Origin of the sequence: Brevundimonas sp. Root608, assembly GCF_001427825.1 — a bacterium.
GTDB lineage: Bacteria > Pseudomonadota > Alphaproteobacteria > Caulobacterales > Caulobacteraceae > Brevundimonas.
Genome location: NZ_LMGT01000001.1, coordinates 765844 through 789215, shown reverse-complemented (window position 1 = coordinate 789215; position 23372 = coordinate 765844). Strand labels below are relative to the sequence as shown.

At 70.4% G+C, this 23372-nt stretch carries 22 protein-coding genes; 8 read left to right on the top strand and 14 right to left on the bottom strand.

The window, feature by feature from the left end:
- Positions 1-59: 59 nt before the first annotated feature.
- The gene (locus ASD59_RS03685) at positions 60-533 is read right to left on the bottom strand and encodes a DUF4112 domain-containing protein (protein ID WP_055828461.1); all 474 of its coding nucleotides are present in this window, start codon (positions 531-533) and stop codon (positions 60-62) included.
- A 38-nt stretch (positions 534-571) separates the two neighbouring features.
- Here ASD59_RS03685 and ASD59_RS03680 point away from each other — a divergent pair, with 38 nt between their 5' ends.
- Positions 572-1567: an endonuclease/exonuclease/phosphatase family protein gene (locus tag ASD59_RS03680; RefSeq protein ID WP_082560030.1), complete on the top strand. Its 996-nt coding sequence runs from the start codon at positions 572-574 to the stop codon at positions 1565-1567.
- Here the strand turns inward: ASD59_RS03680 and ASD59_RS03675 are convergent.
- From ASD59_RS03675 to ASD59_RS03655, 5 genes are read right to left on the bottom strand one after another with little or no spacing between them, the layout of a single operon-like run.
- Positions 1548-2768 (bottom strand): CCA tRNA nucleotidyltransferase, encoded by a 1221-nt coding sequence (locus tag ASD59_RS03675; protein ID WP_055828458.1) that lies wholly within the window; start codon positions 2766-2768, stop codon positions 1548-1550. The genes ASD59_RS03680 and ASD59_RS03675 overlap by 20 nt on opposite strands.
- Complete coding sequence (locus ASD59_RS03670; protein WP_055828455.1) at positions 2765-3427, bottom strand: CoA pyrophosphatase; 663 nt, start codon at positions 3425-3427, stop codon at positions 2765-2767. Before ASD59_RS03670 ends, ASD59_RS03675 begins: the two co-directional genes overlap by 4 nt.
- Positions 3424-3990, bottom strand: a complete 567-nt coding sequence (locus ASD59_RS03665) for a DUF1285 domain-containing protein (RefSeq protein WP_055828452.1) — start codon at positions 3988-3990, stop codon at positions 3424-3426. The genes ASD59_RS03670 and ASD59_RS03665 overlap by 4 nt, the downstream gene beginning before the upstream one ends.
- Before the next feature lie 42 nt (positions 3991-4032).
- A complete protein-coding gene (locus ASD59_RS03660; RefSeq protein ID WP_055829681.1) occupies positions 4033-4518 on the bottom strand; it encodes a GNAT family N-acetyltransferase in 486 nt (161 codons plus the stop codon).
- Positions 4519-4552: 34 nt separating this feature from the next.
- Positions 4553-5326 (bottom strand): enoyl-CoA hydratase, encoded by a 774-nt coding sequence (locus ASD59_RS03655; RefSeq protein ID WP_055828449.1) that lies wholly within the window; start codon positions 5324-5326, stop codon positions 4553-4555.
- A 206-nt stretch (positions 5327-5532) separates the two neighbouring features.
- On the opposite strand from ASD59_RS03655, the gene ASD59_RS03650 reads away from it, so the two are divergent.
- Entirely contained in the window at positions 5533-6531 is a 999-nt protein-coding gene (locus tag ASD59_RS03650) for a hypothetical protein (RefSeq protein ID WP_156376913.1), read from the top strand.
- Positions 6532-6571: 40 nt separating this feature from the next.
- Here the strand turns inward: ASD59_RS03650 and ASD59_RS03645 are convergent, their stop codons facing one another.
- On the bottom strand, positions 6572-7663 hold the full coding sequence (locus ASD59_RS03645; RefSeq protein ID WP_055828442.1) for an MBL fold metallo-hydrolase: 1092 nt from the start codon (positions 7661-7663) through the stop codon (positions 6572-6574).
- 136 nt (positions 7664-7799) lie between these two features.
- Between ASD59_RS03645 and ASD59_RS03640 the strand changes: the two genes are divergently transcribed.
- From ASD59_RS03640 to ASD59_RS03620, 5 genes are all read left to right on the top strand, one after another.
- Positions 7800-8759 carry a hypothetical protein gene (locus ASD59_RS03640; protein WP_235561709.1) on the top strand — a complete coding sequence of 320 codons (960 nt, stop codon included), beginning with the start codon at positions 7800-7802 and terminating at the stop codon, positions 8757-8759.
- A gap of 109 nt (positions 8760-8868) precedes the next feature.
- Positions 8869-9666 carry an exodeoxyribonuclease III gene (gene xth, locus ASD59_RS03635; protein WP_055828434.1) on the top strand — a complete coding sequence of 266 codons (798 nt, stop codon included), beginning with the start codon at positions 8869-8871 and terminating at the stop codon, positions 9664-9666.
- 3 nt (positions 9667-9669) lie between these two features.
- Positions 9670-10185 (top strand): hypothetical protein, encoded by a 516-nt coding sequence (locus tag ASD59_RS03630; protein ID WP_055828431.1) that lies wholly within the window; start codon positions 9670-9672, stop codon positions 10183-10185.
- A 130-nt stretch (positions 10186-10315) separates the two neighbouring features.
- The gene (locus ASD59_RS03625) at positions 10316-11224 is read left to right on the top strand and encodes a hypothetical protein (protein WP_055828428.1); all 909 of its coding nucleotides are present in this window, start codon (positions 10316-10318) and stop codon (positions 11222-11224) included.
- A gap of 3 nt (positions 11225-11227) precedes the next feature.
- Entirely contained in the window at positions 11228-12196 is a 969-nt protein-coding gene (locus ASD59_RS03620; RefSeq protein ID WP_055828425.1) for a glycerophosphodiester phosphodiesterase family protein, read from the top strand.
- Between the two features lie 132 nt (positions 12197-12328).
- On the opposite strand, the gene glyS is transcribed toward ASD59_RS03620, so the two are convergent.
- Entirely contained in the window at positions 12329-14626 is a 2298-nt protein-coding gene (gene glyS, locus ASD59_RS03615) for a glycine--tRNA ligase subunit beta (protein WP_055828422.1), read from the bottom strand.
- The gene (locus ASD59_RS03610) at positions 14626-15513 is read right to left on the bottom strand and encodes a glycine--tRNA ligase subunit alpha (RefSeq protein ID WP_055828420.1); all 888 of its coding nucleotides are present in this window, start codon (positions 15511-15513) and stop codon (positions 14626-14628) included. Before ASD59_RS03610 ends, glyS begins: the two co-directional genes overlap by 1 nt.
- A 242-nt stretch (positions 15514-15755) precedes the next feature.
- Here ASD59_RS03610 and ASD59_RS03605 point away from each other — a divergent pair, with 242 nt between their 5' ends.
- On the top strand, positions 15756-16493 hold the full coding sequence (locus tag ASD59_RS03605; protein ID WP_055828418.1) for a polysaccharide deacetylase family protein: 738 nt from the start codon (positions 15756-15758) through the stop codon (positions 16491-16493).
- Between the two features lie 143 nt (positions 16494-16636).
- Here the strand turns inward: ASD59_RS03605 and ASD59_RS03600 are convergent, their stop codons facing one another.
- The 5 genes from ASD59_RS03600 to ASD59_RS03580 form a co-directional block, all read right to left on the bottom strand.
- Entirely contained in the window at positions 16637-17560 is a 924-nt protein-coding gene (locus ASD59_RS03600; protein ID WP_055828416.1) for a hypothetical protein, read from the bottom strand.
- 104 nt (positions 17561-17664) lie between these two features.
- On the bottom strand, positions 17665-18681 hold the full coding sequence (locus tag ASD59_RS14675) for a fasciclin domain-containing protein (protein ID WP_156376912.1): 1017 nt from the start codon (positions 18679-18681) through the stop codon (positions 17665-17667).
- 149 nt (positions 18682-18830) lie between these two features.
- Positions 18831-19697, bottom strand: a complete 867-nt coding sequence (locus ASD59_RS03590; protein ID WP_055828412.1) for a 4-(cytidine 5'-diphospho)-2-C-methyl-D-erythritol kinase — start codon at positions 19695-19697, stop codon at positions 18831-18833.
- 3 nt (positions 19698-19700) lie between these two features.
- Positions 19701-21527: a tetratricopeptide repeat protein gene (locus ASD59_RS03585; RefSeq protein WP_055828409.1), complete on the bottom strand. Its 1827-nt coding sequence runs from the start codon at positions 21525-21527 to the stop codon at positions 19701-19703.
- 56 nt (positions 21528-21583) lie between these two features.
- Positions 21584-23335, bottom strand: coding sequence for an electron transfer flavoprotein-ubiquinone oxidoreductase (locus ASD59_RS03580; protein WP_055828406.1), 1752 nt, complete (start codon positions 23333-23335; stop codon positions 21584-21586).
- Positions 23336-23372: the final 37 nt, after the last annotated feature.

Genomic DNA, 23372 nt, shown 5'->3' with positions numbered 1-23372 from the left:
CAGGCGTCCGTCGAACCATAGGCGGGACCAGACGTCGCGCGCCGTCTTTCGTCAAGCCGTCAGTCATGCAGATAGACGATGCGGCGAAGCTTCGGGTTCCGGCGCATGTCGGCAAGGTGGCGGTCATGATCCCCCGAAGCCCGGGACTCGCGCTCGCTGGCCTCGACCCAGTGGGTGCTCTCGATGTCCTTCTGCAGCGCCTTCGCCGCCATCAGGTGGCCGGGAAAGAAGAAGTCGACCACGTCGGGGGCGAAGGGGATCACCTCGCCGACGGCCGTGGTGGCGCTGTCGAGGCCCAGATAGCCGATCATGCGCATCAGGGTGGACGGCGTGGCCCTGGCCTTGCCGGCCTGGACCAGCAGCCAGCCGGCGGCCCCGACGCTGTAGACCGTGCCCACAACGGGGATCCAGGTCAGCAGACCGTCAAGACCGATGCCGAACGGGCCGATGCCGACAGCCCGGTCCGACAGCTTCTTCACGCCCTCGACATTGGACCAGATCTTCTCGATATCCGCGACGGACCGTCTGGCCATGCCTGCCCCTCTCCAGTTAAGCGAGACCGTAACGCGCCATGACGACCCCCGTTCACCCTGAAAGACAAGGACCGCACATCAGCGACCTGTGGGCAGGACGACGACGTATCGAAACGCTGTTTCAGCTGGCCCTGACAGCGCCGCTGCTGCTGGGCCTTCTGGCGCTGTCGGGCGTCGGCCACCGCTGGGTGGACATCCTGTTCCAGTTCACCGCGCCGGTCCTGATCCTGACCGTCCTCCTGACGGCCGCCATTGTCGGCGCCCGGATGTGGGCGGCGACCCTGCAGGGGCTGGCTGCGATCGTCGTACTGGCCCTGGCGGTGGCTCCGCAATGGTTTCCCGCCTCGGCCCCGCCCCGTCCGGGCGCTCCGCTCGTGCGCATCTATTCCGCCAATGTGCAGGCCCTGAACACGGATGTGGACGCGATCAGGCTCTCGCTCCTCGCCGCCAGCGCCGATGTCGTCGTGCTGATCGAGGTGGGAGACGCCCCTGCGGCGCGGCTGGACCAGGTTCTGGCGGACTATCCGTACCGGATCGCCAGTCCGCGCATCGACCGTCCCAGCGGCGCGGCCCGGTCCGTTGTCGCCTCGCGCTGGCCCTTGACGGCGATCCGCGACCGGCCGGACGGGCTGCACGCGGTCGGAGCCACGGCCCGGACCCCGTTCGGCCCGCTTAACGTCGTCGGCGTCCACCTGACCCGGCCATGGCCGTTCCAGGAGCAGTGGGGCCAGATCAGCCAGACCATGGCGCTGGACGCCGTCGTGTCGGACCTGAGCGGGCCGGTCGTCGTCGCCGGTGACTTCAACAGCGTGTCCAGCGCCCGCATCGGCCGCCAGATCCGGCGCGAGCTCGGCCTGCACCCTGCCCCCGGCTTCCCCGGCACCTGGCCCAGCGCCGCGCCGTCCGTGTTCGGGGTGACCATCGACCAAGTCTACCGTTCGCCCGATCTCGCCTTCGTCAGCCGCCGCCTCGGCCGTCCCAGCGGCTCGGATCACCGTCCGGTGGTGACCGAAGTCACCCTCGCGGCGGATTGACCAGCGCGGCCAGCCGTTCGGCATGGCCCTCGGAGGGGAAGTCGTCCGCGATCCAGCCTTCCTCGAACGCCTTCAGCAGACGGCCGGTTTCCGGGCCCGGCGGGACGCCCAGCCGCGCGATCTGACGGCCTCCGACGGGCAGGCCGGGCGGGGTCCAATCCCGGGCCAGGGCGATCAGGCGGCGCGCGGCCTCCGCCCGGTCCGGCGTCTCCGTCCAGCGCCGGTACAGGGAGTCGGTGACGGCGCGGGCGCCATGCCGATAAATCGTGGCCCGGGCCGCCGCCTCGCTCATGGACAGGTCCACGGACGGGAGAGCCGTCGCACCCTGCATCAGCCGGTCCCTGACGGCGTTGGCCAGCCTTAGCCGCGCCGAAACGCGCTTCGCCACCTCAACATCGGCGGGCAGCAGGGTCATCAATCTCAACACCGGATCGCCGCTCAGGTCGACGGCGGCCTCGAACAGCGCGCGTGAGGTCGCCTTCGGCAGAACATGGCCCAGCACCCCGGCCGCATCCATCGCCGTCATGGCCGGGCGCGGATCCGGCGCCGCCAGCAGTTTCATCAGCTCCTTGGACACCCGTTCGGCCGACAGGCGGTCCATGCCCGCCGCCCGCTTGCGGCACGCCGCCAGGGCCGCCGCGTCCGGCTCCCCCCGCCCGTACCAGGCGAAGAAGCGGAAGAAGCGCAGGATGCGCAGATAGTCCTCGGTGATCCGCGTCTCCGCATCGCCGACGAAGACGATACGACCCGCCTCCACGTCCGCGACGCCCTGGCCGGTGGGATCGAACACCTGACCGTCGGCGTCGGCATAGAGGGCGTTCAGGCGGAAATCCCGCCGCGCCGCGTCCTCGGCCCAGTCATCGGTGAAGGCCACGGTGGCGTTGCGGCCGTCGGTCGAGACGTCCCGCCGCAGGGTGGTGATCTCGAACGGCGTGCGCTCGCTTATCGCCGTCACCGTCCCATGGGCCATGCCCGTGGGCACGGCCTTCAGTCCGGCGGCGCGGATGGCCCTGTCCGTGTCCTCGGGCTTCAGCGTCGTGGCGATGTCGATGTCGTCGACCGGCACGCCGAGCAGGGCGTTGCGCACGCAGCCGCCGACAAAGCGCGCGCAGCCGGGACCGCCCGCCGCCTCCAGCGCCGCCATCACCGCCCGGGTCGAAGAGGCGGCCAGCCACGGCTGGTCGGTCAGGCGAAGGGTCATGCCGCGTCCTCCGCCGCCGCCGCTTCCGGCGCGGCCTCGTCGTCATACAGCCGCGCGTGCAGGGCGCGGATGATGCCCGCCGTCACGCCCCAGATGTAGCGCTCGCCGAAGGGCATGGCCCAGAAAAAGCGCGGCGGCTGGCCGTCCCGTTCGTACGAATCCTGGCGGTGGTTCGCGATGTCCATCAGGAAATCCCACGGGACCTGGAACACCTCGGCCACCTCGCCCAGGGCGGGCGTGGTCCGGGGCGATCGGCTCAGCCACCCGACGACCGGGGTGACCAGAAAGCCCGTGCCGGTTTCATAGGCCTCGCCCACCCCCAGAACCTCCACCAGCCCCGGGTCCAGCGCCACCTCTTCCATGGCCTCGCGCAGGGCCGCCTCGACGGCGGTCTCGCCGGGGTCCAGCCGACCGCCCGGAAAGGCGATCTGGCCCGTGTGGCTTGCCAGGCTGTCGGACCGGCGCGTCATCAGCACCGTCGCCCCCTCGGGCCCGGCGATAACGGGGATCAGCACCGCGGCGGGCCTCAGCGTCCGCTCGGGCCGGACCGCGCCCGGGTTCAGGTCGAAGTCCGAGCGGGTGGCGGCTCCGTCCGGGCTCCAGTCCGAGGCCGGCTCCAGCCGCTCGATCAGCCGCGCGCGGAGTGTGGACAGGCTCATTCCACCCCCGCCCCGACGGGGCCGAGGGCGAAGGCCGCGCCGTTGGAGCGCACCGTCAGCCGCCCGTCCTCGACCTCGGCCATCTCCACCAGTTCATAGAAGACCGGGCGGGCGATCCGCGCCCACAGATCGGCGCGCACCCGCACCGAGGGCGCGGGCTCGCCCGTCGCCGGATCGGTCTGAACGACGATGGGATGGTCCGGACCGGCCTCGGCCTCGTCGCCGACGTCCGTCGTGAAGACCAGGGCCGCGCCGCGCCGGGTCACGGACACCGCCCGGAACGGCAGATCCTCGACTGTGATCGACAGCTTCTCGCCCGGCGTGACCAGCACATGGCCGTCGTCGTCCTTGCGCAGCACGGTCGAGAACAGCCGCACCAGCTCGGCCCGGCCGATGGGCGAGCCCTCGTGCATCCAGACCCCGTCGCGGCGGATGACGATGTCGATCTCGCCGCAATGCGCCGGATGCCACAGATGCACCGGCGGCAGACCCCGGCCCGGCGCCTGCTTCGCCGCTTCGGCGACGGCGGCCAGTCCGGTGTTGCTGTCGGCGGGAGAAGCCATGGGTCCAGACTTAGGCGTCGCGACGGCGACGGCAAACCCCTTCTATCGGACGGGCCGAACCAACCCCGTGGGCGAACCCGCGCCGCGCCACAGCACGCGGCCACGGTCCACGGGCCCCCGCAGCTGTACGTCTGGCGCGACGGAAAAGCCGAACCGCTCGAAATAGCCCATGTCGCCGACCAGCAGGATGTCGGTTCCGACGCTGGCGGCATGATCGACGCAGGCCTGCACCAGGTCCGCGCCCAGCCCGGCCTTGCGGCTGTCCGAGGCCACCGCGATGGGTCCCAGGAACAGGGCCGGCGTGTCGCCGACCGTGATCCGCCACAGGCGCACCGAGCCGATCACCCGTCCCTCGTCGCGCGCCACGAAGCCGGCGGCGACGCCGGCCCGCTCGCGCAGCCGCTCGGCCGTCTTGGCGAACCGGCCCGGACCGAAGGCGGCCAGCACCAGCGCTTCGACCGCCGCGGCGTCGGCGGGAGTCTCGGCTTCGATGCGCACGGGCGCCGGTTTGGGCAGGGGGTCGAACATCAGGCGGCGCAACTAGGGCCGTCGCCCCGGCGAATCAACCGGCTTTCGAGAAATCGGGTGCGCGCTTCTGGCTGAAGGCCATGAAGGCTTCCATCGCCTCGGGGCTCTTCATCTGGCTGCCGAAGACCTCGCCCTCGCGCTGCATCAGGGCCCAGAGGCGTGCCGAATCCCGCATCAGCGCCTTGGTCTTGCGGATCGAATTGGGCGCGCGCGCCGCCAGCTTGCCGGCCAGCTCGAGAGCCGTCGCCTCGACCTGATCGGCCGGGACCGCGCGATTGGCGAGGCCCCAGGCCAGCGCCGTCCGCCCGTCGATCGGCTCGCCCAGGGCGAAGATCTCGAACGCCCGCTGATGGCCCAGAACCGCCGGCAGAAGCAGGGACGAGGCCGCCTCCGGCGCCAGGGCCAGGTTGATGAAGGGCGCCGACAGCAGGGCGTCCTCGGCCACCACCACCATGTCGCAATGCAGCAGCAGGGTCAGGCCGATGCCGACCGCGCGGCCGCGCACCGCCGCCACCGCCGGCTTGTCCAGCTCGGCCAGGGCCTTCAGGAAGCGGAACACCGACATGTCCAGCGGCTCGCCGGTCTGCGATCCGATGGCGATGAAGTCGGCGATGTCGTTTCCGGCCGAGAAGCTGTCGCCCTCGCTCCGGAACAGGAGCACCCGCACGGCGTCGTCGGTCCGGGCCCGCTCGGTCGCCTCGGACAGGGCGGCGTACATCGCCTGGGTGATGGCGTTCTTCTTCTCGGGACGGGCGAGGGTGACCGTCAGGACGCCGTCGGCGACACTCGTCTGAACGTGCCTATCCATCGACCGTCTCCGTGCTCAGCCGAGGTCCCGCGGATCGCCTCTCTCGTGCTGAAGGTCCTGATAGACCGCCGCAGCCCCCCGACCAACCGGGATAATCGACTGGCGTCCAGCAACCGGAAGGCGATCCAATCAGCTTCAACAGGTATTTTCCTTGCATCACGGCGGTTCGTGAGATGATGTAATGCTGCAACATCAGGGGCACGGTCATGAAGCGCTGGGTTTCTCTTTACTCCATCGCGGCCGGCATGGCGGGGGCGCTGCTGGTCGCATGCGTCGCGACACCCAGCTTCGCACAACTCGGATCCGCCCCGATGGGCGCAGGCGATGGCCGCAGTTCCGGCGTAGCGGAAGCCGCGGGTCCGTACCTTGAAAGCGTCACCGCTCCGATCCGCAGCGTCACGCCGTCGCGCCTGCGCAATCTCGAGCGGCGCGAGTTCGAGGCCGAAGATCTCGAGCGCAGACGTCTGGAAATGGACGACGGCCGGATACGGGCGGACATTGACGCCCAGCTCGAACAGGCGGGGATTGTTTGCGGGGTCCGGGGCTTCAGGCGGGTGGGCACCACGCCCGATGCGCAGTCGATCTACGAGGCCGCCTGCGGGAATGGACCCGGCTATGTGGTGATCAACGGCGTCGAGCCCCGCGCCACCAGCTGTCTGGTGCTGGCCGGCGGCGCCGCCAGCGCCCTCCGCCGCGACCCGAACGCGACCGTCGGGGCCCAGTGCACCCTGCCCGAGAACCAGAACGGTCCGCAGGTGATCGGCGCCTGGGCGAGAGAGGCGGGCGTCGCCTGCCGGGTCGACCAGGCGGAATGGCTCGGACCCAACGAAGCCGGCTTCGACGTCTACGAAGTGGGCTGCGACGGCACCGAAGGCTACTGGCTGGAAAAGGCGGCTTCGGGCTGGTCGCTGGCGGGGTGTCTCCAGGTGAGCGCCGAAGGTCAGAGTTGCCGGTTCACCGCGCCGGGCGAGCAACATGCCTGGATGCGGGCCCGCCTTGCGGGCACCCCGGCCGAGGGCTGCGACGTCGCCGAGATCCGCATGATCGGCGTCTCCGCTCTGGGCCGCCATTACGAGACCCGCTGCCGGGCGCCGGGCCAGGGCTTTGTCGTTCGCATCGAGCGGGAGGGACAGGCGGCTGACGTCACACCCTGCACCGAGGCGGAGGACTGCGCCCTGACCCTCGCCGCAAGGTCAGAGGGTTAGTCGCCCGGCCTTCCGGCCGGTTCGGCGCGAGCCGGATCGGCTACGCCGCCTCGTCCTTGCCGACCAGCGTCCACCAGTCGACGCCGTCCGCGTCGCGCGTGCCGCTGACCCGCCCCCGTCGCCGCAGATAGTTCAGATGCGCCAGGGCCTCGCCGGTCGCCATGCCGCGCACGCCGTCGCCGACCGGTCGCGCGAACAGGGCGCCGAAGACATCGACCGCCCGTTTCGGCTCCCTCAGCGACTTCTCCAGTCGCTTCAGCGCCGTCATATGGCCCCGTATCAGGGCCTCCAGCCGCGTATGGGCGCCGCGGAACGGCTCCCCGTGCGACGGCAGCACGAGCACATCGTCGGGGAACACCGTCTTCATCCGCTCGAGCGACTCGAGCCAGTCGCCCAGCGGGTCCGCGTCCGGCTCGGTCGGCCAGACCGACACGTTCGACGATATCCTCGGCAGTATCTGGTCGCCGCCCAGCACCACCCCGTCCCCCTCGCGCCACAGGCAGGCGTGTTCCGGACTGTGCCCCTCGCCCACCACCACCCGCCAGTCGTGGCCGCCGATGGGCAGGCGATCGCCTTCGCGCATGCGCACATAGCCCGAGGGCAGGGGCGACACCGCCCGTCCGAACTGGCCGTACTCGCGGCGGTATGTCTCGACCTGGGTCTCGTCCCACCCGGCGGCGCGATAGTGGACAGCCCCGGCCTCCGGCGCTGGCTGGCCGGTGTCGGCCAGCAGCATCCGCCCGGTGACATATTCGAGCCGGGTCATGGTCAGGGGGACGCCGAACCGCTCGCACAGCCAGCCCGCGAGCCCGATGTGATCGGGATGCATATGGGTGCAGATCACCTGGGTGACGGGTCGCCCGGCCAGGGGGCCCGCCAGCAGGGCGTTCCATCGTTCGCGCGTGTCCGGGATGTTCAGCCCGGTGTCGATCACGGCCCAGCCGTCACCGTCCTCGATCGCATAGACATTGATGTGGTTCAGGGCGATCGGCATCGACAGCCGCATCCACAGCACGCCCGGCGCGACCTCCACGGCCTCGCCGAAGCCCGGCGGGTCGCCGAACGGGTAGGTCAGGCCGCGCGTCCCCGACGCGGCCTCGCCCGCTTGAGCGTTCAGAGCGCCGTCCGCCAAGTCCGTCTCCAATCAAAACTGAGGCCAGTTAAGCCGAAGCGACGGCACGCGTCCAGCGCCGTCACGGCCGCGCCTTGACCCCGCCACAACAGCCCGCCAAGGGTGCGCCACGGTTTTCCCCATCCGGAGTCTCATCGTGTTCCACAGAATGTTGCCCGTCCTGGCCGGCGGCGCCGTCGCCCTCGCCCTCCTGACGGCCCACCCGGCCCTGGCGCAGGACCCCGCCGCTCCGGCCGGCGGCCAGAGCGACGCGGATCGCGCTGCCGGCGCCATCAACGATCGCAATGAGCGCAACCAGCGCAACCGTCGGCCGCAGCGCCCGGCCGCGCCGGCCGCCCCGACGCCGGAAGAGATCAAGGCCGCGGCCCAGGCCCAGGCCACGGCCGCGGGTCTGACCTGCCAGGTCACCGAGGCTTCGAACCCCGGCGTGACCGCCGAACAGGTGAAGATCTATGAAGCCGCCTGCGCCACCGGCCCGGGCTATATCCTGATCGCCTCGACCCCGCCCCAGAGCTTCGACTGCCTCGAACTGGCCGGCACCGCCTACACCGCCCGGCTGCGCGACCCCGCCGCCGACGTGGGCCAGCAGTGCATTCTGCCCGCCAACCAGAACGGCCTCGCCGTTATCGGCGGCTGGGCCCGCGAGGCCGGCGTGACCTGCACCGTCGACGAGGCCGTCGCCATCGGCAAGAGCGACGACAACAACATCGTCTATGAGGTCGGCTGCGCCGGCGCCGACGGCTACTGGCTGGAGAAGGTCGCCACCGGCTGGAAGCTGCAGGACTGCCTGCAGATCGCCTCGGCCAGCGGGACCTGCCGCTTCACCACCGCCCGGGAACAGGCCGACGGATTCGAGCCCAAGCTGGCCGGCACCGAGGCCTCGGCCTGCGACGTGACCCAGGTGCGCCTGATGGGCTCCAACGCCAACGGCCGCTTCTACGAGGCCAAATGCGCCGCCGAGGGCGAGGGCTTCATCGCCCGTGTCAACAACGAGGGCGTGACCCAGCAGATCTATCCCTGCGCCACCGCCCAGCGCATCGGCGGCGGCTGCACCCTGACTCCGGCTCCCGCCGCGGCTCCGGCGCCCGCCGAGTAAGCCCGGGCCCGGCCCTGACGAAGACGACGCCCCGGGGTCCGCCCCGGGGCGTTTTCGTTTGCACGATCCGGCTTCACAGACCGGGCCGACACGCCGTACTCATGGCGCCATGCGCATCGCCACCTGGAACGTGAACTCGGTCAACGCCCGCCTGCCGACGGTGCTGGCCTGGCTGGAGGCGGCCAAGCCCGACGTGGTCGGCTTCCAGGAGATCAAATGCCTGGACGAGAAATTCCCGCGCGAGGCCTTCGAATCCCTCGGCTACAACGTCGAGACCAACGGCCAGAAGACCTATAATGGCGTCGCCCTGCTCTCGAAATACCCGCTGAGCGACGTGCGCCGCGGCCTGCCCGGCGTCGACGCCTCGGGCTTCGAGGCGGAGTTCGAACAGGCCCGCTATATCGAGGCTGTGATCGAGGCGCCCCGCCCCGTCCGCATCGGCTGCCTCTACCTGCCCAACGGCAACCCGATCGGAACGGAGAAATTCGCCTACAAGCTGGCCTGGATGGACCGGCTTCAGGCCCATGCGAAGGACCTGCTGCGCCAGGAAGAGGCCTTCACCCTGTGCGGCGACTACAACGTCATCCCGACGCCCGATGACGCGAAAAACCCGTCCGCCTGGGTCACGGACGCCCTGTTCCAGCCCGAGAGCCGCGCCGCCTTCCGCGCCCTGAATCACCTCGGCCTGTCCGAGGCCGGCGCGCTCGGCAAACAGCCGCCGGGGACCTACACCTTCTGGGACTATCAGGCCGGGGCCTGGCAGCGCGACCACGGCATCCGCATCGACTTCCACCTGCTGTCGCCCCAGGCCGCGGACCGCTTCGTGGGGATCGAGACCCACCGCGACGCCCGTGACATGGACAAGCCCTCCGACCACGTCCCCGTCGTCGTCGAACTGGAGGACTAGGCCGTGGCCGATGTGCTCCGGGTCATCCTGCTGGTCGCGCTGGCGACGGCGGCGCTGACCACCGCCGCCCTGGTGCTGGCCTGGTGGATGGAGCCGGTGCGGCGGATGAAGCGGGCGCTGCTGAAGTCACTGGGCGCCGTGCCCGAGGCCGAGGCGCTGTCGCCGGCCGAGGGTCGCGCCGCCGGACTCGACTTCGACGGCGCCCAGGTGGCGGTGCTGTGGAACCGGGGCGGCTCGGGCCTCGTCTACGCCTTTGACGAGATCGAGGGCGGCGAAATCATCGTCGACGGCCATGTCGTCGCCCGCGTCCGCCGCGGCGAGACCCGCAAGGCCCTGGACGTGCTGGCTCCGGAGGCCGAGCAGGTCACCCTGCGCCTGTTGTTCGCCGACGCCCGCCATCCCGAGTTCGAACTGGCCCTGTGGGACGCCGCCCTGCCCGTCCAGACCGGCTCGCCCGGCGAGGCCCTGCGGCTGGGCCGCCGCTGGCTGTCGCACCTGGAAGCGCTGCTGAAGGGGTGACCGGAAACCCGGCGCGTCAGCGCGGGAAGGTTCATCGCCGCGGCTGATTTGGGTCCCTGCCATTGCCGCTGCACCGGCCGGACGGGTAGAACCCCCCATCCCTGTTGTCCTGAGTATCCGAGGAGCCTCCGTGGCCCGCCTGTTCGACGCCTATATCATCGCTGACTGGACCGCCGCCGAGGGCAAGAAGCTGGGCGACGGCTCGGTGTGGATCGGCGTGGCCAAGCGCGACGTGCGGTTCCGCCTCTATACCGAGACCCACAACGTCGCCACGCGCGCCGAGGGCGAGAAGCTGCTGGTCTCGCTGCTGGCCGAGCACAGGAAGCGCGGCGATCGGGTGCTGGTCGGGTTCGACTTCAACTTCGGCTATCCCGCCGGCACGGCCGCGCGGCTGAAGCTGACCGGGACGCCCGCATGGTCGGCGATGTGGAAATTCATCGCCTCCAACGTGGTCGACAAGGCCGACAACACCAACAACCGCTATCAGGTCGCCGCCAAGATGAACCGGCTGATGACCGACGAGGCCTGGCCCCTGTGGGGCGCGCCCGCCAATCAGGCGCAGCGCTGGCTGACCACGACGAAGCCGCCCGCGGGCGCCGGCGCCGACATTCCGGAATACCGGGCGACGCAGGACGCCGTGCGCAAGGGCAAGCTGCAGCCCAAGTCGGTGTGGCAGATGCACGGCGCGGGGGCCGTCGGCGGCCAGACCCTGGTCGGCATTCCGGCCGTCCGCCGCCTGCTGGAAAGCCTCGGCCCCTCGGGCGCCGTCTGGCCCTTCGGCACGGGCTGGCGCGCGCTGGACACGGCCGACGTCGAGCCGCTGTCCGCGCTGGTGGTCGAGGTCTATCCTTCGATGTTCGATGCCAGGCCGAACCCCGGCGAGTTCAAGGATCAGGCCCAGGTCCGCGTCACGGCCGAGCATTTCGCGAAGCTGGACGAGGCCGGAACCCTGTCCGCCGCCTTCGCCCCGCCCAAGGGCGCGGACGAGGCCCTGATCGCGAAGGTCGAGCAGGAAGAAGGCTGGATTCTGGGAGCCTGACGGCTGGCCCGGCCCCTGATCATCGCCCATCGCGGGGCCTCGGGCGAACGGCCGGAGCACACCCGCGCGGCCTATGAGCGGGCCATCGAACAGGGCGCGGATTTCATCGAGCCCGATCTGGTGATGAGCCGGGACGGCGTGCTGATCGTGCGCCACGAGAACGAGATCGGCGGCACGACGGATGTCGCCGCCCGGCCAGCGTTCGCGGCCCGCCGGGCTACGAAGACGGTCGACGGGCGAGCCGTGACCGGCTGGTTCGCCGAAGACTTCACCCTCGCCGAGCTGAAGACCCTTCGCGCCCGCGAGCGCCTGCCCGAACTGCGTCCCGCCAACACCGCCTCCGACGGGCGGGAGCCGATCCTGACCTCCGACGAGGTGCTCGACATCGCCGCCGTGGCCGGCGTGGGCGTCGCGCCCGAGCTGAAGCATCCGTCGTATTTCGCCGCCCTCGGCCTGCCGATGGAGGAGGCGTTCGTGGCCGCGCTGGAACGGCGCGGCCTGACTGGCGCGGACGCCCCCGTCATCACCCAGTGTTTCGAGGTCGGCGCCCTGCAGCGCCTCCGGACCCGCATCGCCGCGCCGCTGCTGCAGCTGGTCGCCGCCTCGGGCGGGCCGTTCGACCGGACGGAGCTGGACTACGCCGCCATGACGACGCCCGAGGGCCTCGCCGACGTCGCGGCATACGCCGACTGGATCGGCGCCGACACGGCCCTGATCGAGCCGACGCCCGGCGCCCCGACCCGCCTGATCGCCGAGGCCCACGCCGCGGGCCTGAAGGTCGCCGGCTGGACCTTCCGCGCCGAGAACGCCTTCCTGCCGGAGGGCGACCGGATCGGCGACGCGCCGGCCGGGCACGGGCGACTGCGGGAGCGGCTGGCCCGGTTCGCGGGCTACGGGCTGGACGCGGCCTTCATGGACCAGCCCCGATATTCCCTTCCCCCTTTACGGGGGAAGGTGGCAGGCGAAGCCTGACGGATGGGGGCTGCGGCGCCCCGGTAGTCCGCCAAACCTTCCGACCCGCGCAGCCTGAAGCCAACTGGAGAGCCCCCATCCGTCTCGCTCCGCGAGCCACCTTCCCCCGCAAAGGGAGAAGGAATCGGAGAGTTACCCCGCGATCTGTCCGAAGTCCGCCACCCGGCCCATCACCGCGCGGACCTGTCCCAGCAATTTGAGGCGGTTGTCGCGTTCCGCGGCTACGTCGGAATTGACCATCACCGTGTCGAAGAAGGCGTCCACCGGAGCCCGCAGGCGCGACAGGGCCGTCATGGCGGCGGCGAAGTCCTCGGTCTCCAGCGCCGCGTCGACGGCGGTCGATGCCGCCGCCACGGCGAAGGCCAGGGTCGTTTCGGCCTCGGGCTGGTTCGGCAGGCCGGTGTTGACCATGCCTTCGGGCAGCGGGCCCTTCTTCTCCTCGGCCTTGAGGATGTTGGACGCCCGCTTGTACCCGGCCAGCAGATTGGCCCCGTCCTCGGTGGCGAGGAAGGCGTCCAGCGCCTCGACCCGCCGCACGATGCGGACGAGATCGTCGTCGCCCAGCGCGAAGACGGCGTCGACGAGATCGTGGCGCTTGCCCTGATCGCGGAGAAGGACCTTCAGGCGGTCGGCGAAGAAGGTCAGCCAGCCCGAGAGGATTTCATCCGGCGTCGTGCGCTGTTTGCCAATTCGAAGGGCAAAGCCGTCATCCAGATGCTTCCAAAGGCCTAGAACGTGGCTCTTGACTGCCTCGTTCTGCTTCCGAAAGTCCTCAACAAGCTCGGCTTCAATCGAAGGCGTCAATCGACCGTGCTTTTGAAGGTCGTGAAGGACGTTTTTCAGGACAGAGTCATTCACGAACTTCGTGGGAATTGAGGTCGAAGACTTCTCGTCTCCTTTGGACAGCGATGCCTCGGCTCCCCAGAAAACGATCCAAGGCAAGCTGTTCCGGTAAAGGTCCGTCAATTCGACCCGGATGCCGTTCTCCAAGATCAACCTGATAACGCCCAGCGCTGCCCGGCGGAGAGCGTACGGATCCTTCGAACCCGTAGGCTTCTCGTCGATTGCGAAGAACCCAACCAGCGTGTCCAGCTTCTCCGCAAGCGCCACGGCCACCGTCAGCGGCGCCGTCGGCACCGAGTCTGCGGGCCCCTGCGGCTTGTAGTGGTCGCGCACCGCGTCAGCGACGACGTCGGGATGATCGAAGGCGCGGGCGTAGTAGCCGCCCATGACGCCCTGAAGCTCGGGGAACTCCCCAACCATGCCGGAGGACAGATCGGCCTTGGCCAGACGCGCGGCTTGGTCGGCCTGATCCGGGTCGGCGCCGATCAGCGGCGCGATCCCGCGGGCCAGGGCGGCGATGCGGTCGACACGATCAGACAGCTTGCCCAGCCTGGCGTGGAACGTCACGCCTTCCAGCTTCTTCAACCAGGCGTCGAAGCCGGTCTTCAGGTCCTCGTCCCAGAAGAAGCGGGCGTCGTCCAGGCGGGCCGACAGGACGCGGCTGTTGCCGGCGGACAGGGCCTTGCCGCCGTCGGTCGCCTCCACATTGGCGACCACGACGAAATGCGGGGCCAGGCCGTGGGTCGCGGGGTCGCGGACGGCGAAATATTTCTGGTGGACCTTCATCGACAGCCGGATCACCTCCGGCGGCAGGGTCAGGAATTGCGGGTCCATGTCGCCCAGGATCGGCGTCGGCCACTCGGCCAGCCCCGCCACCTCGTCCAGCAGGCCGTCGTCGTCGACCAGCGCCAGCCCCCGGGCCGCGCAGGCCGCCTGGGCGCCCTCGAGGATGCGAAGCTTGCGGTCGACGACGTCCAGCAGGACGAAATCGCTCTCCAGCTTCGCCCGGTAGTCGGCGAAATCCCTGACCGCGAACGGCCGGCCACAGCCGAGGAAGCGATGCCCCTCGGTCAGGTCGCCGCTTTGGATGCCGTCAATCTCGAACGGGACCACATGGCCGTCGAACAGGGCCGTGATCCGCTTCAGCGGCCGGATCCATCGCAGCGTCCCCGAGCCCCAGCGCATCGACTTGGGCCATGGGAAGCCGCGGACGATGCCGTCGACCATCTCCGGGATCAGCACCGTGGTCGCCCGCCCCTTCTGGCTCAGCACCGCGAACCAGACGCCGTCGCGTTCGCTCAGCTGGTCCTTCGTCAGGCCCGTCTTGCGCAGGAAGCCGTCCAGCGCCTGTTCCGGCGCCGAGGTGCGGGGGCCCTTCAGCTCCTCTTCCCGGTCCGGCGTCGCGGCCGGCAGGCCCTCGACAACCAGCGTCAGCCGCCGCGGCCCGGCGAAGGTCGTCAGCGCCTCATACGTCAGCCCGGCCGCCTTCAGCCGCTCGGCCGCCATGCGTTCGAGGTCGCGCGCGGCGCCCTGCTGCATGCGGGCGGGGATCTCTTCCGAGAACAGTTCGAGAAGGAGCTGGGCCATTACGCGCGCCCCCTTTCCTGCTCGACCCATTCGACAGCGCAGGCCTTACACAGGTCCCGGATACGCCCGATGTAGCTCTGGCGTTCGGCGACGGCGATGGCCCCGCGGGCGTCCATCAGGTTGAACAGATGGCTGGCCTTCAGCACCTGGTCATAGGCCGGCAGCACCAGCGCCTGGTCCTGCGGCCCCTTCATCTCGAGGAAGCGCGACACCTCGACCACCATGTCCTCGAACCGGCGCTTCAGGCCGTCGACGTCATAGCCGTGGAAATTGGCTTCCGACTGCTGGCGCTCGTTCTCGAGGAAGACCTCGCCGTAGGTCAGGCCCTCCCTGGTGAACTTCAGATCATAGACGTTGTCGACGCCCTGGACGTACATGGCCAGACGCTCCAGCCCGTAGGTCAGCTCGCCCGAGACCACGTCGACCTCGATCCCGCCGACGCCCTGGAAATAGGTGAACTGCGTCACCTCCATGCCGTCGCACCAGACCTCCCAGCCCAGACCCCAGGCGCCCACGGTGGGGTTCTCCCAGTCGTCCTCGACGAAGCGGATGTCGTGCAGCTTCGGATCGATGCCGATCGCCGCCAGCGAGCCGAGATACAGCTGCTGCAGGTTCTCGGGGTTCGGTTTCAGGATCACCTGATACTGGTAATAGTGCTGTAATCTATTGGGATTTTCGCCGTAACGGCCGTCACCGGGGCGACGGCTGGGCTGGACATAGGCGGCCTTCCACGGGCGCGGTCCGAGGGCGCGCAGCACCGTCGCGGGGTGCAGGGTCCCGGCGCCGACCTCGATGTCATAGGGCTGCAGGATGGCGCAGCCCTGATCGCCCCAGTATTTGTGGAGCGTCAGGATCAGGTCCTGGAAGGCGAGCGGTTCGGTGGTCACAGGCGGGCTTTTTCGTCCGGGGAAGAAGGCGGCGGACCCTAGACGGCCAGACCCGCACGGAAAAGCCCTCCCCTCGAGGGGGACGGTTGGGAGGGGTGAAGGCACGACGACGCCGATAGGTCCGGGAGACCCGGTCGGAGTCTTCGTGCGCCACAGCGGAAGACGTACGCCCACCCCATCCCCCGCCCCTTCCCCCTCGAGGGGAAGGGGAGTGTTAAGCGGGATTTGGTATCAACCGGGCCATGAAGCTGATCGACCAGATGCGCCGCCGCGCCGCGCGCTATCTCGACATCGACCCGGTGACGATCGCCTCGCCGCGCGGGGTCTTCTCGCTGAGCTTCGACGACATACCCGCCAGCGCCTGGACCGAGGCCGGACCGGTGCTGGCCCAGCACGGCGTCAAGGCGACCTACTATGTCTGCGGCGGTCTGGCCGGCGGGCGCAACATGGACCGCGACCAGTTCACGGCGGCGCACCTGCAGGCGCTGCACGCGGCGGGGCATGAGGTCGGCTGCCATACGTTCGGTCACACCAGCGTGCTGCGCATGGATGCCGAGGCGCTGGGACTGAGTCTGGACGCCAATGCGGCCTGGGTGGCCGAGCGGCTGGACGGCCACCGGATGACGACCTTCGCCTGGCCCTTCGGGGACGCGACGCTCGGGGCCAAGCGGGTGGTGCGCGAACGGTTCGCCATGGCGCGCGGGGTGCGCGACGGGGTCAACGCCGGCCGCGAGGACCGGGCGCTGATCAAGTCGATCGGGCTGGAGAGCCGTCGCCTGCCGCACTACGACCTCGAGGCGCTGATGGCCGAGACGGGGGCGTCGAAAGGCTGGCTGAACGCCTATGGCCATGACGTGTCGGACCGGCCGACGGACTATGGCTGCACCCCGGACGATCTGGACCGGGTGCTGCGCGCGGCGAAGGCGGCGGGGCTGGAGGTGCTGCCGGTCGGGGCGGCCTGGGGCGTGGTGCGCTCATAATCCGTGCATCCCGGCGAAAGCCGGGACCCAGTCCTGTCCAGTTTGACGCTGGCGTTTCAGGATTGGCGGGCGCGGATCACCGGTTCCGCCGCATCACCCAAAGCACCGGGTCCCGGCTGTCGCCGGGATGATCGGAGATAAAATCAGGCCGCTTCCGCCAACCCCTGCGCCTTGCGCGCATCCGCCCACTTGATCAGCGCGGCTCTCGGCCAGGCCACGATCCACGATCGGGCGGTGTATTCGCCCTTCTCGATCAGGGCGGCGCGGGTCGGCGACGATGTCGCGGCGCGCTGGGTGTGGATGTCGCCCGGGCCCTGATGCAGCAGGAAGGCGCCGTGCTTCAGCGGGTTGACGCGCAGATAGGCGAGGCGCGGGCTGATCCGCTCCAGCGGCGGATCGTAGAACCAGCTGGAGCCCAGCATGCCGGCCATCTCGGGCCGGCGCTTGCAGATTTCGGCCGCCGTCGCCCAGGCGCGGTCCCAGCCGGCCTCGTTGAAATCGGACAGTTCGCGGGCCTCGGTGTGCACCTCCAGCCACGGCTTCCAGGCCTTTGCGGCGGCATAGGCCGGGATCACCGACCAGCCCCAGCCCTCGCGGGCGTGGCGCAGCACCTGTCCGGGCCCCATCGGCGACGACAGGTCGATCATCTGGGTGCGGGCCCCGGGCACGCTGAGGACCAGCGAGATGCGCACGTCCTTGGCCCAGTAGTCGCGGTCATAGGGATCGGCGGCGGCGGTGAGGAAGTCGGCCAAACGCTGGATCCATTCCGGATACAGCTCCAGCACGGCGGGCGGCAGGTCGGCGGCGGGCACCCGCGCCGGCAGTTCCAGCGCCCAGACGGCGATCAGGGCGCGGCGGTGATCGTCGGTCAGGGTGGAGCCGAAGGCCTCGGCCAAGGCCGCTTCGGCGCGATGGCCGGGCTGGTCGAAATCCCAGTGCGGGGCGGACGCCTCGGCTGCGGCGGCGGCGGCGGCCTTCAGCGCATGAATCCGGGCGCGGTCTTCCGCCGGGATCCGGTTGAGCACGGCCTCGAAGGCGGCGATCTGGGACCGGGAGAGCGTTTCCATGGCCGCAGGGTAGCAAACACCGGTTGTCCGGCGGTTAAGGCCGGCGGCGCACGGCAAGACGGCGGCGGACGCGGGTCCGCCGCCGTTCGGGGTTCAAGGCCGGATCAGCCGCCGGGCGACGGCGTGGGCGCGGGGGTGTCGTCGTCGTCATCCGCCGGATCGGGCGTATCGACCGGCGGAGTCGGACGCGAGGGGTCCGGCTGGGCGTCCACCTGTCCGTCGGTCGGATTGGGCACCGGCGGGGCGGCGATGGTCGTGGTGGTCGCGGCCGGCTGGCCGTTCGGAGCCACCGTGCCGGGAGCCGCCGGACGCGTCGTGGCTGTAACCCCCGGCGCCGTCGCCGCCGCGGGGGCGGGCGTTGCGGCGGGGGTGGCCGCGGGCGGCGCCGGCGTCGCGGCCGGAGCGGGGGCGGCCGGCGTCGCCATGGACCGGGCCGGGTTCAGGACCTTGTCGATGGCGAAGATCGCGCCGTTGGAGGCATCGATGTCGGCCCGGGTGATGGTCGCGCCGTCGATGCGCAGCGCCTCGCCGGTGCCGTCCAGCAGGACCTGGGTGCGGCTGGCGGTTTCGACGCCGCCCCTGGCGCCGGTGATCTGCGACGAGGAAACGTCGGCGACGATCACATGATAGAGCAGCAGGGTCCGCAGCTCCGCGGCGTTGGCGGGGTCCATCAGCCGCGTACGTTCCGCCTCGGGCACGGCCGCGAAGGCGGCGTCCGTTGGGGCGAAGATGGTGACGGCCGGGCGCGACTTGAGGATTTCAGTGAGCTGAGCCTGATTCAGGGCGGCCAGGAGGGTGGTGAAATCGCCCTGGGCGGTCAGGACATCGATGACATTGCCGGCGGCCGCCGGAGTCGCGGCCTGGGCGGGCGCGGCGGGCGTGGCGGGTGTGGCAGGCCGGGCTGGCGCGGCCTGGGCCGGAGGCGCGGCCTCGTCGGCCGGTTCGGCCGGCCGGGGAGCTGGCGTGGCCGGCGTGGCGGCGACCGCGGGCGTCGCCGGGGTGGCCGGGGTCGCCGGAACCGGCGTGGGGGCGGGCGGTACGGGAGCCGTCTGGGCGAAGGCGGCGGGCGCGGCGAGCAGGGCGGTCGCGGCGGCGGCGGTCAGCAATCGGAGGCGGAGCATGAATTCATCCCTTCTGGTGCGGACGGTCGCAAAGGGAGGGAGGGCGCGGCCGTCCGTAACGGAACCTGCAGCGTGAAAGACCTGGGCGGGGCCTCAGTTCCATTCCGGGGGTCGTCCACGGCCCGCCTGTCGACCTGCCGGCGCCCGATCTAGCGCAGCGTGGTCGACCGCACCCACCAGCCGGGACGGGCCAGGATCGGGCTCCGGGCGGCCGCGGCGGCGGCCTCGGCCGTGTCGAACAGGGCGAAGACCGTGGCCCCGGAGCCTGACATCCGGACCAGACGTACGCCGGGCAGTCGCGCCGCTTCCGTCAGGGCCTCGCCGATGGCGGGTTGCAGTGCGACGGCCGACGCCTCGAGATCGTTTCGTTGCGCCGTCAGCCAGTCGGCGACGGTGGTCGGGCGCCAGTCTGCGGGAGCCGCCGGGCGGTCGGGCGATCCCGCCCCGCGCCCGTCAAAGGCGCGGTAGACAGCCCCCGTCGGCGACGGCTCGCCGGGGTTGATCAGAACGGCCGGCAGCGGCGGCAGGCGCGGCTCGAAGGTCAGCCGGTCCCCCCGCCCCTCGGCCCAGGCGGCGCGGGCGTGCAGGCACATGGGACCGTCGGCACCGATCCCGGCGGCGACCTCGGCCAGGGCGGCATCGTCGAGCGTGAGGCCCAGCGCGTCCCGCGCGCCCTTGAGGGCGGCGCCCGCGTCGGACGAGCCGCCCCCCAGTCCGGCGGCGATCGGCAGCCGCTTGTCCAGGGTCACGGCCACGGGCGGGTCGCCGGCACCCGTCGCCTGGCCCAGAGCCCGCAAAGCCTTGAGGATCAGGTTATCGCCCCCGTCGCCCAGCCCCGCGCCGAACGGGCCGATGACGGTCAGCGACAGCCGCTCCGCCCGTTCGACCGTCACCCCGTCGCCGACGTCGGCGAAGGCGACCAGACTGGAGAGCGGGTGATAGCCGTCGGCGGCCACGGGCCCGACGTGCAGGAACAGATTGACCTTGGCGGGGGCCAGAAGACGAACCGGCGCCATGCCTCAGGGCTGGCCGCCGCTGGACAGGGGCGTCGGCTCGGGCAGTCCCCGGAGCAGCTTCTGCTCCACCCCGGTGCGGCGTTCCGCGTCGGGCTCCAGCGTCAGCACCCGGTTCCATTGCCATTCGGCCTCGCGGCGACGGCCCACCTGCCAGTAGGCGTCGCCGAGATGATCGACGATCTCGGCGTTGCCGGGCTGTTTGCCGACGGCCTCTTCCAGGGTCTGGACCGCAATATCGTACTGGCCCTGGCGGAACTGGGCCCAGCCCAGGGAGTCCTGGATATTGCCGTCCTCGGGCCGGGCGGCATGGGCCCGGGCCAGCATCTCGGCGCCCTCGGACACGCGCCGGCCGCTATCGACCCACAGATAGCCGAGATAGTTCAGAATGGTCGGGTCGTTGGGCTGGGCCTGCAGCGCGGCCCAGAGTTCGGCCTCGGCCTCGTCGATCCGACCCAGTTTCTCCAGCACCGCGCCTCGCAGGAAGCGGAACTGCGGCGGTTGTCCGGAGACGTTGAGCGTGGGCCGGTTCAATATCTCGAGCGCTTCACCCTGCCGGTTCATACCGTCGAGATGGGTGGCGAGCGTGAAGGCGAACGCCGCCTGGTTCGGCGCTGCCGCGTCCGCGCGCCGGAAGGCCTCCAGCGCCGCCTCGTCGTCGCCCTGTGCGCTCAGCGACATCGCCAGGCCGACCTGGGCCCGCGCGTAGGTGATGGGATCGGCCCGGCCGACGCGCGAGAACGCCGCCTGGGCCAGGAGGGGCTGGTTGTTGCTGAGGCTCTGGGCCAGTTGCAGCACGGTCAGATCGTCGGGGTGCAGGCTGTCTGCGAGACGCAGATAGATCGCTGAAACCTCATGGTTCTCGCCCGCGGTGGTCTGCAGGGCGGCGAAGACGAGGGCGTCCGAGGCGCGGCGCGGCGTGCCGGGCGCCGCTGGAGGGCGGCCTCGAGCCAGCACGCGCGCCCGCCCGCTGGCGGCCCTGGACTCCGGATTTCCGCCGGTCAGGGCCGCATCGTAGACGGCCAGCGCCTCGTCGCGCCGTCCCTGCCGCTCAAGAAATTCAGCATAGTCGAGCGCATAAAGCATCGCGCCCGCGGGCGCCGCCATCAGAATCCTGTATTCGGCGTCGGCGTCGGCGACGCGGCCGCGGCTTTCCAGCAGGCTGGCCCGCTGCTGGTGCAGGATGAGGCCGGCGGGATCGGCGGGCGGCGCATCCACGACCTTCAACGCCGTCTCCCAGTCGTCCGCGGCCGCCGCGATGGTCGGGGTCAGATAGCGGGCGGCCGGGGCGAAAATCTCGAACGGGCCGGCGGTCAGCAGGGCGAGGCTCTGGCGGGCGTTTCCGACCCGCAGGGTCTCGACGACCTCGATCAGCCGGCCGACCTCGGCCAGTTGCGGCGTATCGGCGACGGTCGGCGTCAGACGGGCCACAGAGCCCAGATCGCCCGAGAACAGGCCCGACCTGAATGCCTCTTCGCCCAGCACGGGTTGCTCCGGGGCGAGGGCATGGGCTTCCCTCAGCAATTCCGAGCCCGCCGCGCGGTCGCCGCGAATGCTGGCCAGGCGGCCGGCCAGATAGAGGCCGTAGGCCGACTGGCCTGCGGCGTCGATCGGCACCGGGGCCCAGATCGCGGGGATGGGCGGCGCCGGGGATTCCGCCGCCGGCGCGGCTTCCGGTGCGGCTTCGACGATAATCGCCGGGGCCTCCGGAACGGGGGCAGCCTCCACCGGAGCACGGAGTCCGACCGCCGGCGGATCCTGCGCCCAGGCCGGTGAAGCCAGCGCCGTCAGGGCGCAACCGGTCAGCAGAAGGGCGAGGCGAGAAATGCGCATGCCGGAACCCTCACCGCATTATGCGGCGGCGACAAGGCCCCCTCGCCTCCTCGGCGTCACATATTCGGATAGTTCGGCCCGCCGCCGCCCTCGGGCGTGGTCCAGACGATGTTCTGGGACGGGTCCTTGATGTCGCAGGTTTTGCAGTGGACGCAGTTCTGGGCGTTGATCTGGAAGCGCGGATTGTTCCCGGCCTCGTCGTACAGCACCTCATACACCCCCGCCGGACAGTAGAGCCGCGCCGGCTCGCCGTAGAGCGGCAGGTTGACCCGGATCGGCACGGAAGCGTCCAGCAGCTTCAGGTGGGCGGGCTGTTCCTCGGCGTGGTTGGTGTTGGAGACGAAGACCGAGGACAGCTTGTCGAACGACAGCTTTCCGTCCGGCTTCGGATAGGCGATGGGCTTGTGCTTGGCGGCCTTTTCGGTCGAGCCGGCGTCGGTCTTGCCGTGCTTCAGCGTCCACGGAAGGTTCACGCCGAAGAGCGACGAGAACCACATGTCGATCAGGCCCGCCGCCCCGCCCAGCGTCGTACCGAATTTCGACAGATAGGGTTTGGCGTTCCGGACCTGTTTCAGCTCCTTGTAGACCCAGCTCTTCTCGTAGGCGGCCTGGTATTCGACCAGCCGGTCGCCCGAGCGTCCCGCCATGACCGCGTCATAGGCGGCGTCGGCGGCCAGCATGCCGGTCTTCATGGCGTTGTGGCTGCCCTTGATGCGCGGCACGTTCACGAATCCGGCCGAGCAGCCGATCAGGACGCCGCCGGGGAAGCTGAGCTTCGGCACCGACTGGAAGCCGCCCTCGGTGATGGCGCGGGCGCCGTAGGAGATGCGCGTTCCGCCCTCCAGATGCTCGCTGATCGCCGGGTGGTGCTTGAAGCGCTGGAACTCGTCGAACGGCGACAGGAAGGGGTTCTTGTAGTTCAGGTGCACGACATAGCCGATGGCCACGTAGCGGTCGCCGAAATGGTACAGGAAGCTGCCGCCGCCGGTGAATTCGTCCAGCGGCCAGCCGGTGGTGTGCTGGGCCAGGCCGGGGCGGTGCCTGTCGGCCGGGACCTGCCACAGCTCCTTCAGGCCGATGCCGTATTTCTGCGGCTGGGCGTCGTCGCACAGGTTGTGGCGGGCCATGATGGTCTTGGCCAGCGAGCCGCGCACGCCCTCGGCGATGAAGACGTATTTGCCGTGCAGTTCGATGCCGGGCTGGAAGTCGTCGGTCGGCTTGCCGTGGCGGTCGATGCCGAAGACGCCGGCGACCACGCCCTTCACCGTTCCCGACGGCTCGTCCCAGACCACATGGCTGGCGGCCATGCCGGGATAGACCTCGACCCCCAGCGCCTCGGCCTGTTCACCCAGCCAGCGTGCGACATTGCCGAGGGAGGCGATGTAGCAGCCGTCGTTGTGCATCATCGGCGGCAGCAGGGGCATGGGCAGGGAGACCTGGCCCATAGGCCCCAGCACCATGAACCGGTCCTCGGTCACCGGCGTCTCCAGCGGCGCGCCGCGTTCCTTCCAGTCGGGGAAGAGCTCGGTCAGGGCGCGCGGATCGATGACGGCGCCCGACAGGATATGGCCGCCGATCTCGGCGCTCTTTTCCAGCACGGCGACGGTGATGTCCTTGCCGTCCTTTTCCGCCCGCTGCTTAAGGCGGATGGCGGCCGCCAGGCCGGCGGGGCCGCCGCCGACGATGACGACGTCGTACTCCATCACCTCGCGCTCGACCCCGGCCAGGGCCTCGGCAGGCGGCAGCTTGTCGATCACGGCTTCCTGCCAGGCGTCTGTCGCGCCGCCCTCGATCGCGTCCTCGGCCATGCCCTGATTTCCTCGTCGTCGGTGTGGTCTTGGTGTT

Excerpts from the sequence above, each read along its gene's own strand:
- ASD59_RS03605 (WP_055828418.1), top strand. The coding sequence starts at position 15,756 with ATGAAGCTGATCGACCAGATGCGCCGCCGCGCCGCGCGCTATCTCGAC.
- ASD59_RS03680 (WP_082560030.1), top strand. The coding sequence starts at position 572 with ATGACGACCCCCGTTCACCCTGAAAGACAAGGACCGCACATCAGCGAC.
- ASD59_RS14675 (WP_156376912.1), bottom strand. The coding sequence starts at position 18,681 with ATGCTCCGCCTCCGATTGCTGACCGCCGCCGCCGCGACCGCCCTGCTC.
- glyS (WP_055828422.1), bottom strand. The coding sequence starts at position 14,626 with ATGGCCCAGCTCCTTCTCGAACTGTTCTCGGAAGAGATCCCCGCCCGC.
- ASD59_RS03590 (WP_055828412.1), bottom strand. The coding sequence starts at position 19,697 with ATGGCGCCGGTTCGTCTTCTGGCCCCCGCCAAGGTCAATCTGTTCCTG.
- ASD59_RS03650 (WP_156376913.1), top strand. The coding sequence starts at position 5,533 with ATGAAGCGCTGGGTTTCTCTTTACTCCATCGCGGCCGGCATGGCGGGG.
- ASD59_RS03670 (WP_055828455.1), bottom strand. The coding sequence starts at position 3,427 with ATGAGCCTGTCCACACTCCGCGCGCGGCTGATCGAGCGGCTGGAGCCG.
- ASD59_RS03685 (WP_055828461.1), bottom strand. The coding sequence starts at position 533 with ATGGCCAGACGGTCCGTCGCGGATATCGAGAAGATCTGGTCCAATGTC.
- ASD59_RS03600 (WP_055828416.1), bottom strand. The coding sequence starts at position 17,560 with ATGGAAACGCTCTCCCGGTCCCAGATCGCCGCCTTCGAGGCCGTGCTC.
- ASD59_RS03655 (WP_055828449.1), bottom strand. The coding sequence starts at position 5,326 with ATGGATAGGCACGTTCAGACGAGTGTCGCCGACGGCGTCCTGACGGTC.
- ASD59_RS03580 (WP_055828406.1), bottom strand. The coding sequence starts at position 23,335 with ATGGCCGAGGACGCGATCGAGGGCGGCGCGACAGACGCCTGGCAGGAA.
- ASD59_RS03665 (WP_055828452.1), bottom strand. The coding sequence starts at position 3,990 with ATGGCTTCTCCCGCCGACAGCAACACCGGACTGGCCGCCGTCGCCGAA.
- ASD59_RS03675 (WP_055828458.1), bottom strand. The coding sequence starts at position 2,768 with ATGACCCTTCGCCTGACCGACCAGCCGTGGCTGGCCGCCTCTTCGACC.
- ASD59_RS03585 (WP_055828409.1), bottom strand. The coding sequence starts at position 21,527 with ATGCGCATTTCTCGCCTCGCCCTTCTGCTGACCGGTTGCGCCCTGACG.
- ASD59_RS03660 (WP_055829681.1), bottom strand. The coding sequence starts at position 4,518 with ATGTTCGACCCCCTGCCCAAACCGGCGCCCGTGCGCATCGAAGCCGAG.
- xth (WP_055828434.1), top strand. The coding sequence starts at position 8,869 with ATGCGCATCGCCACCTGGAACGTGAACTCGGTCAACGCCCGCCTGCCG.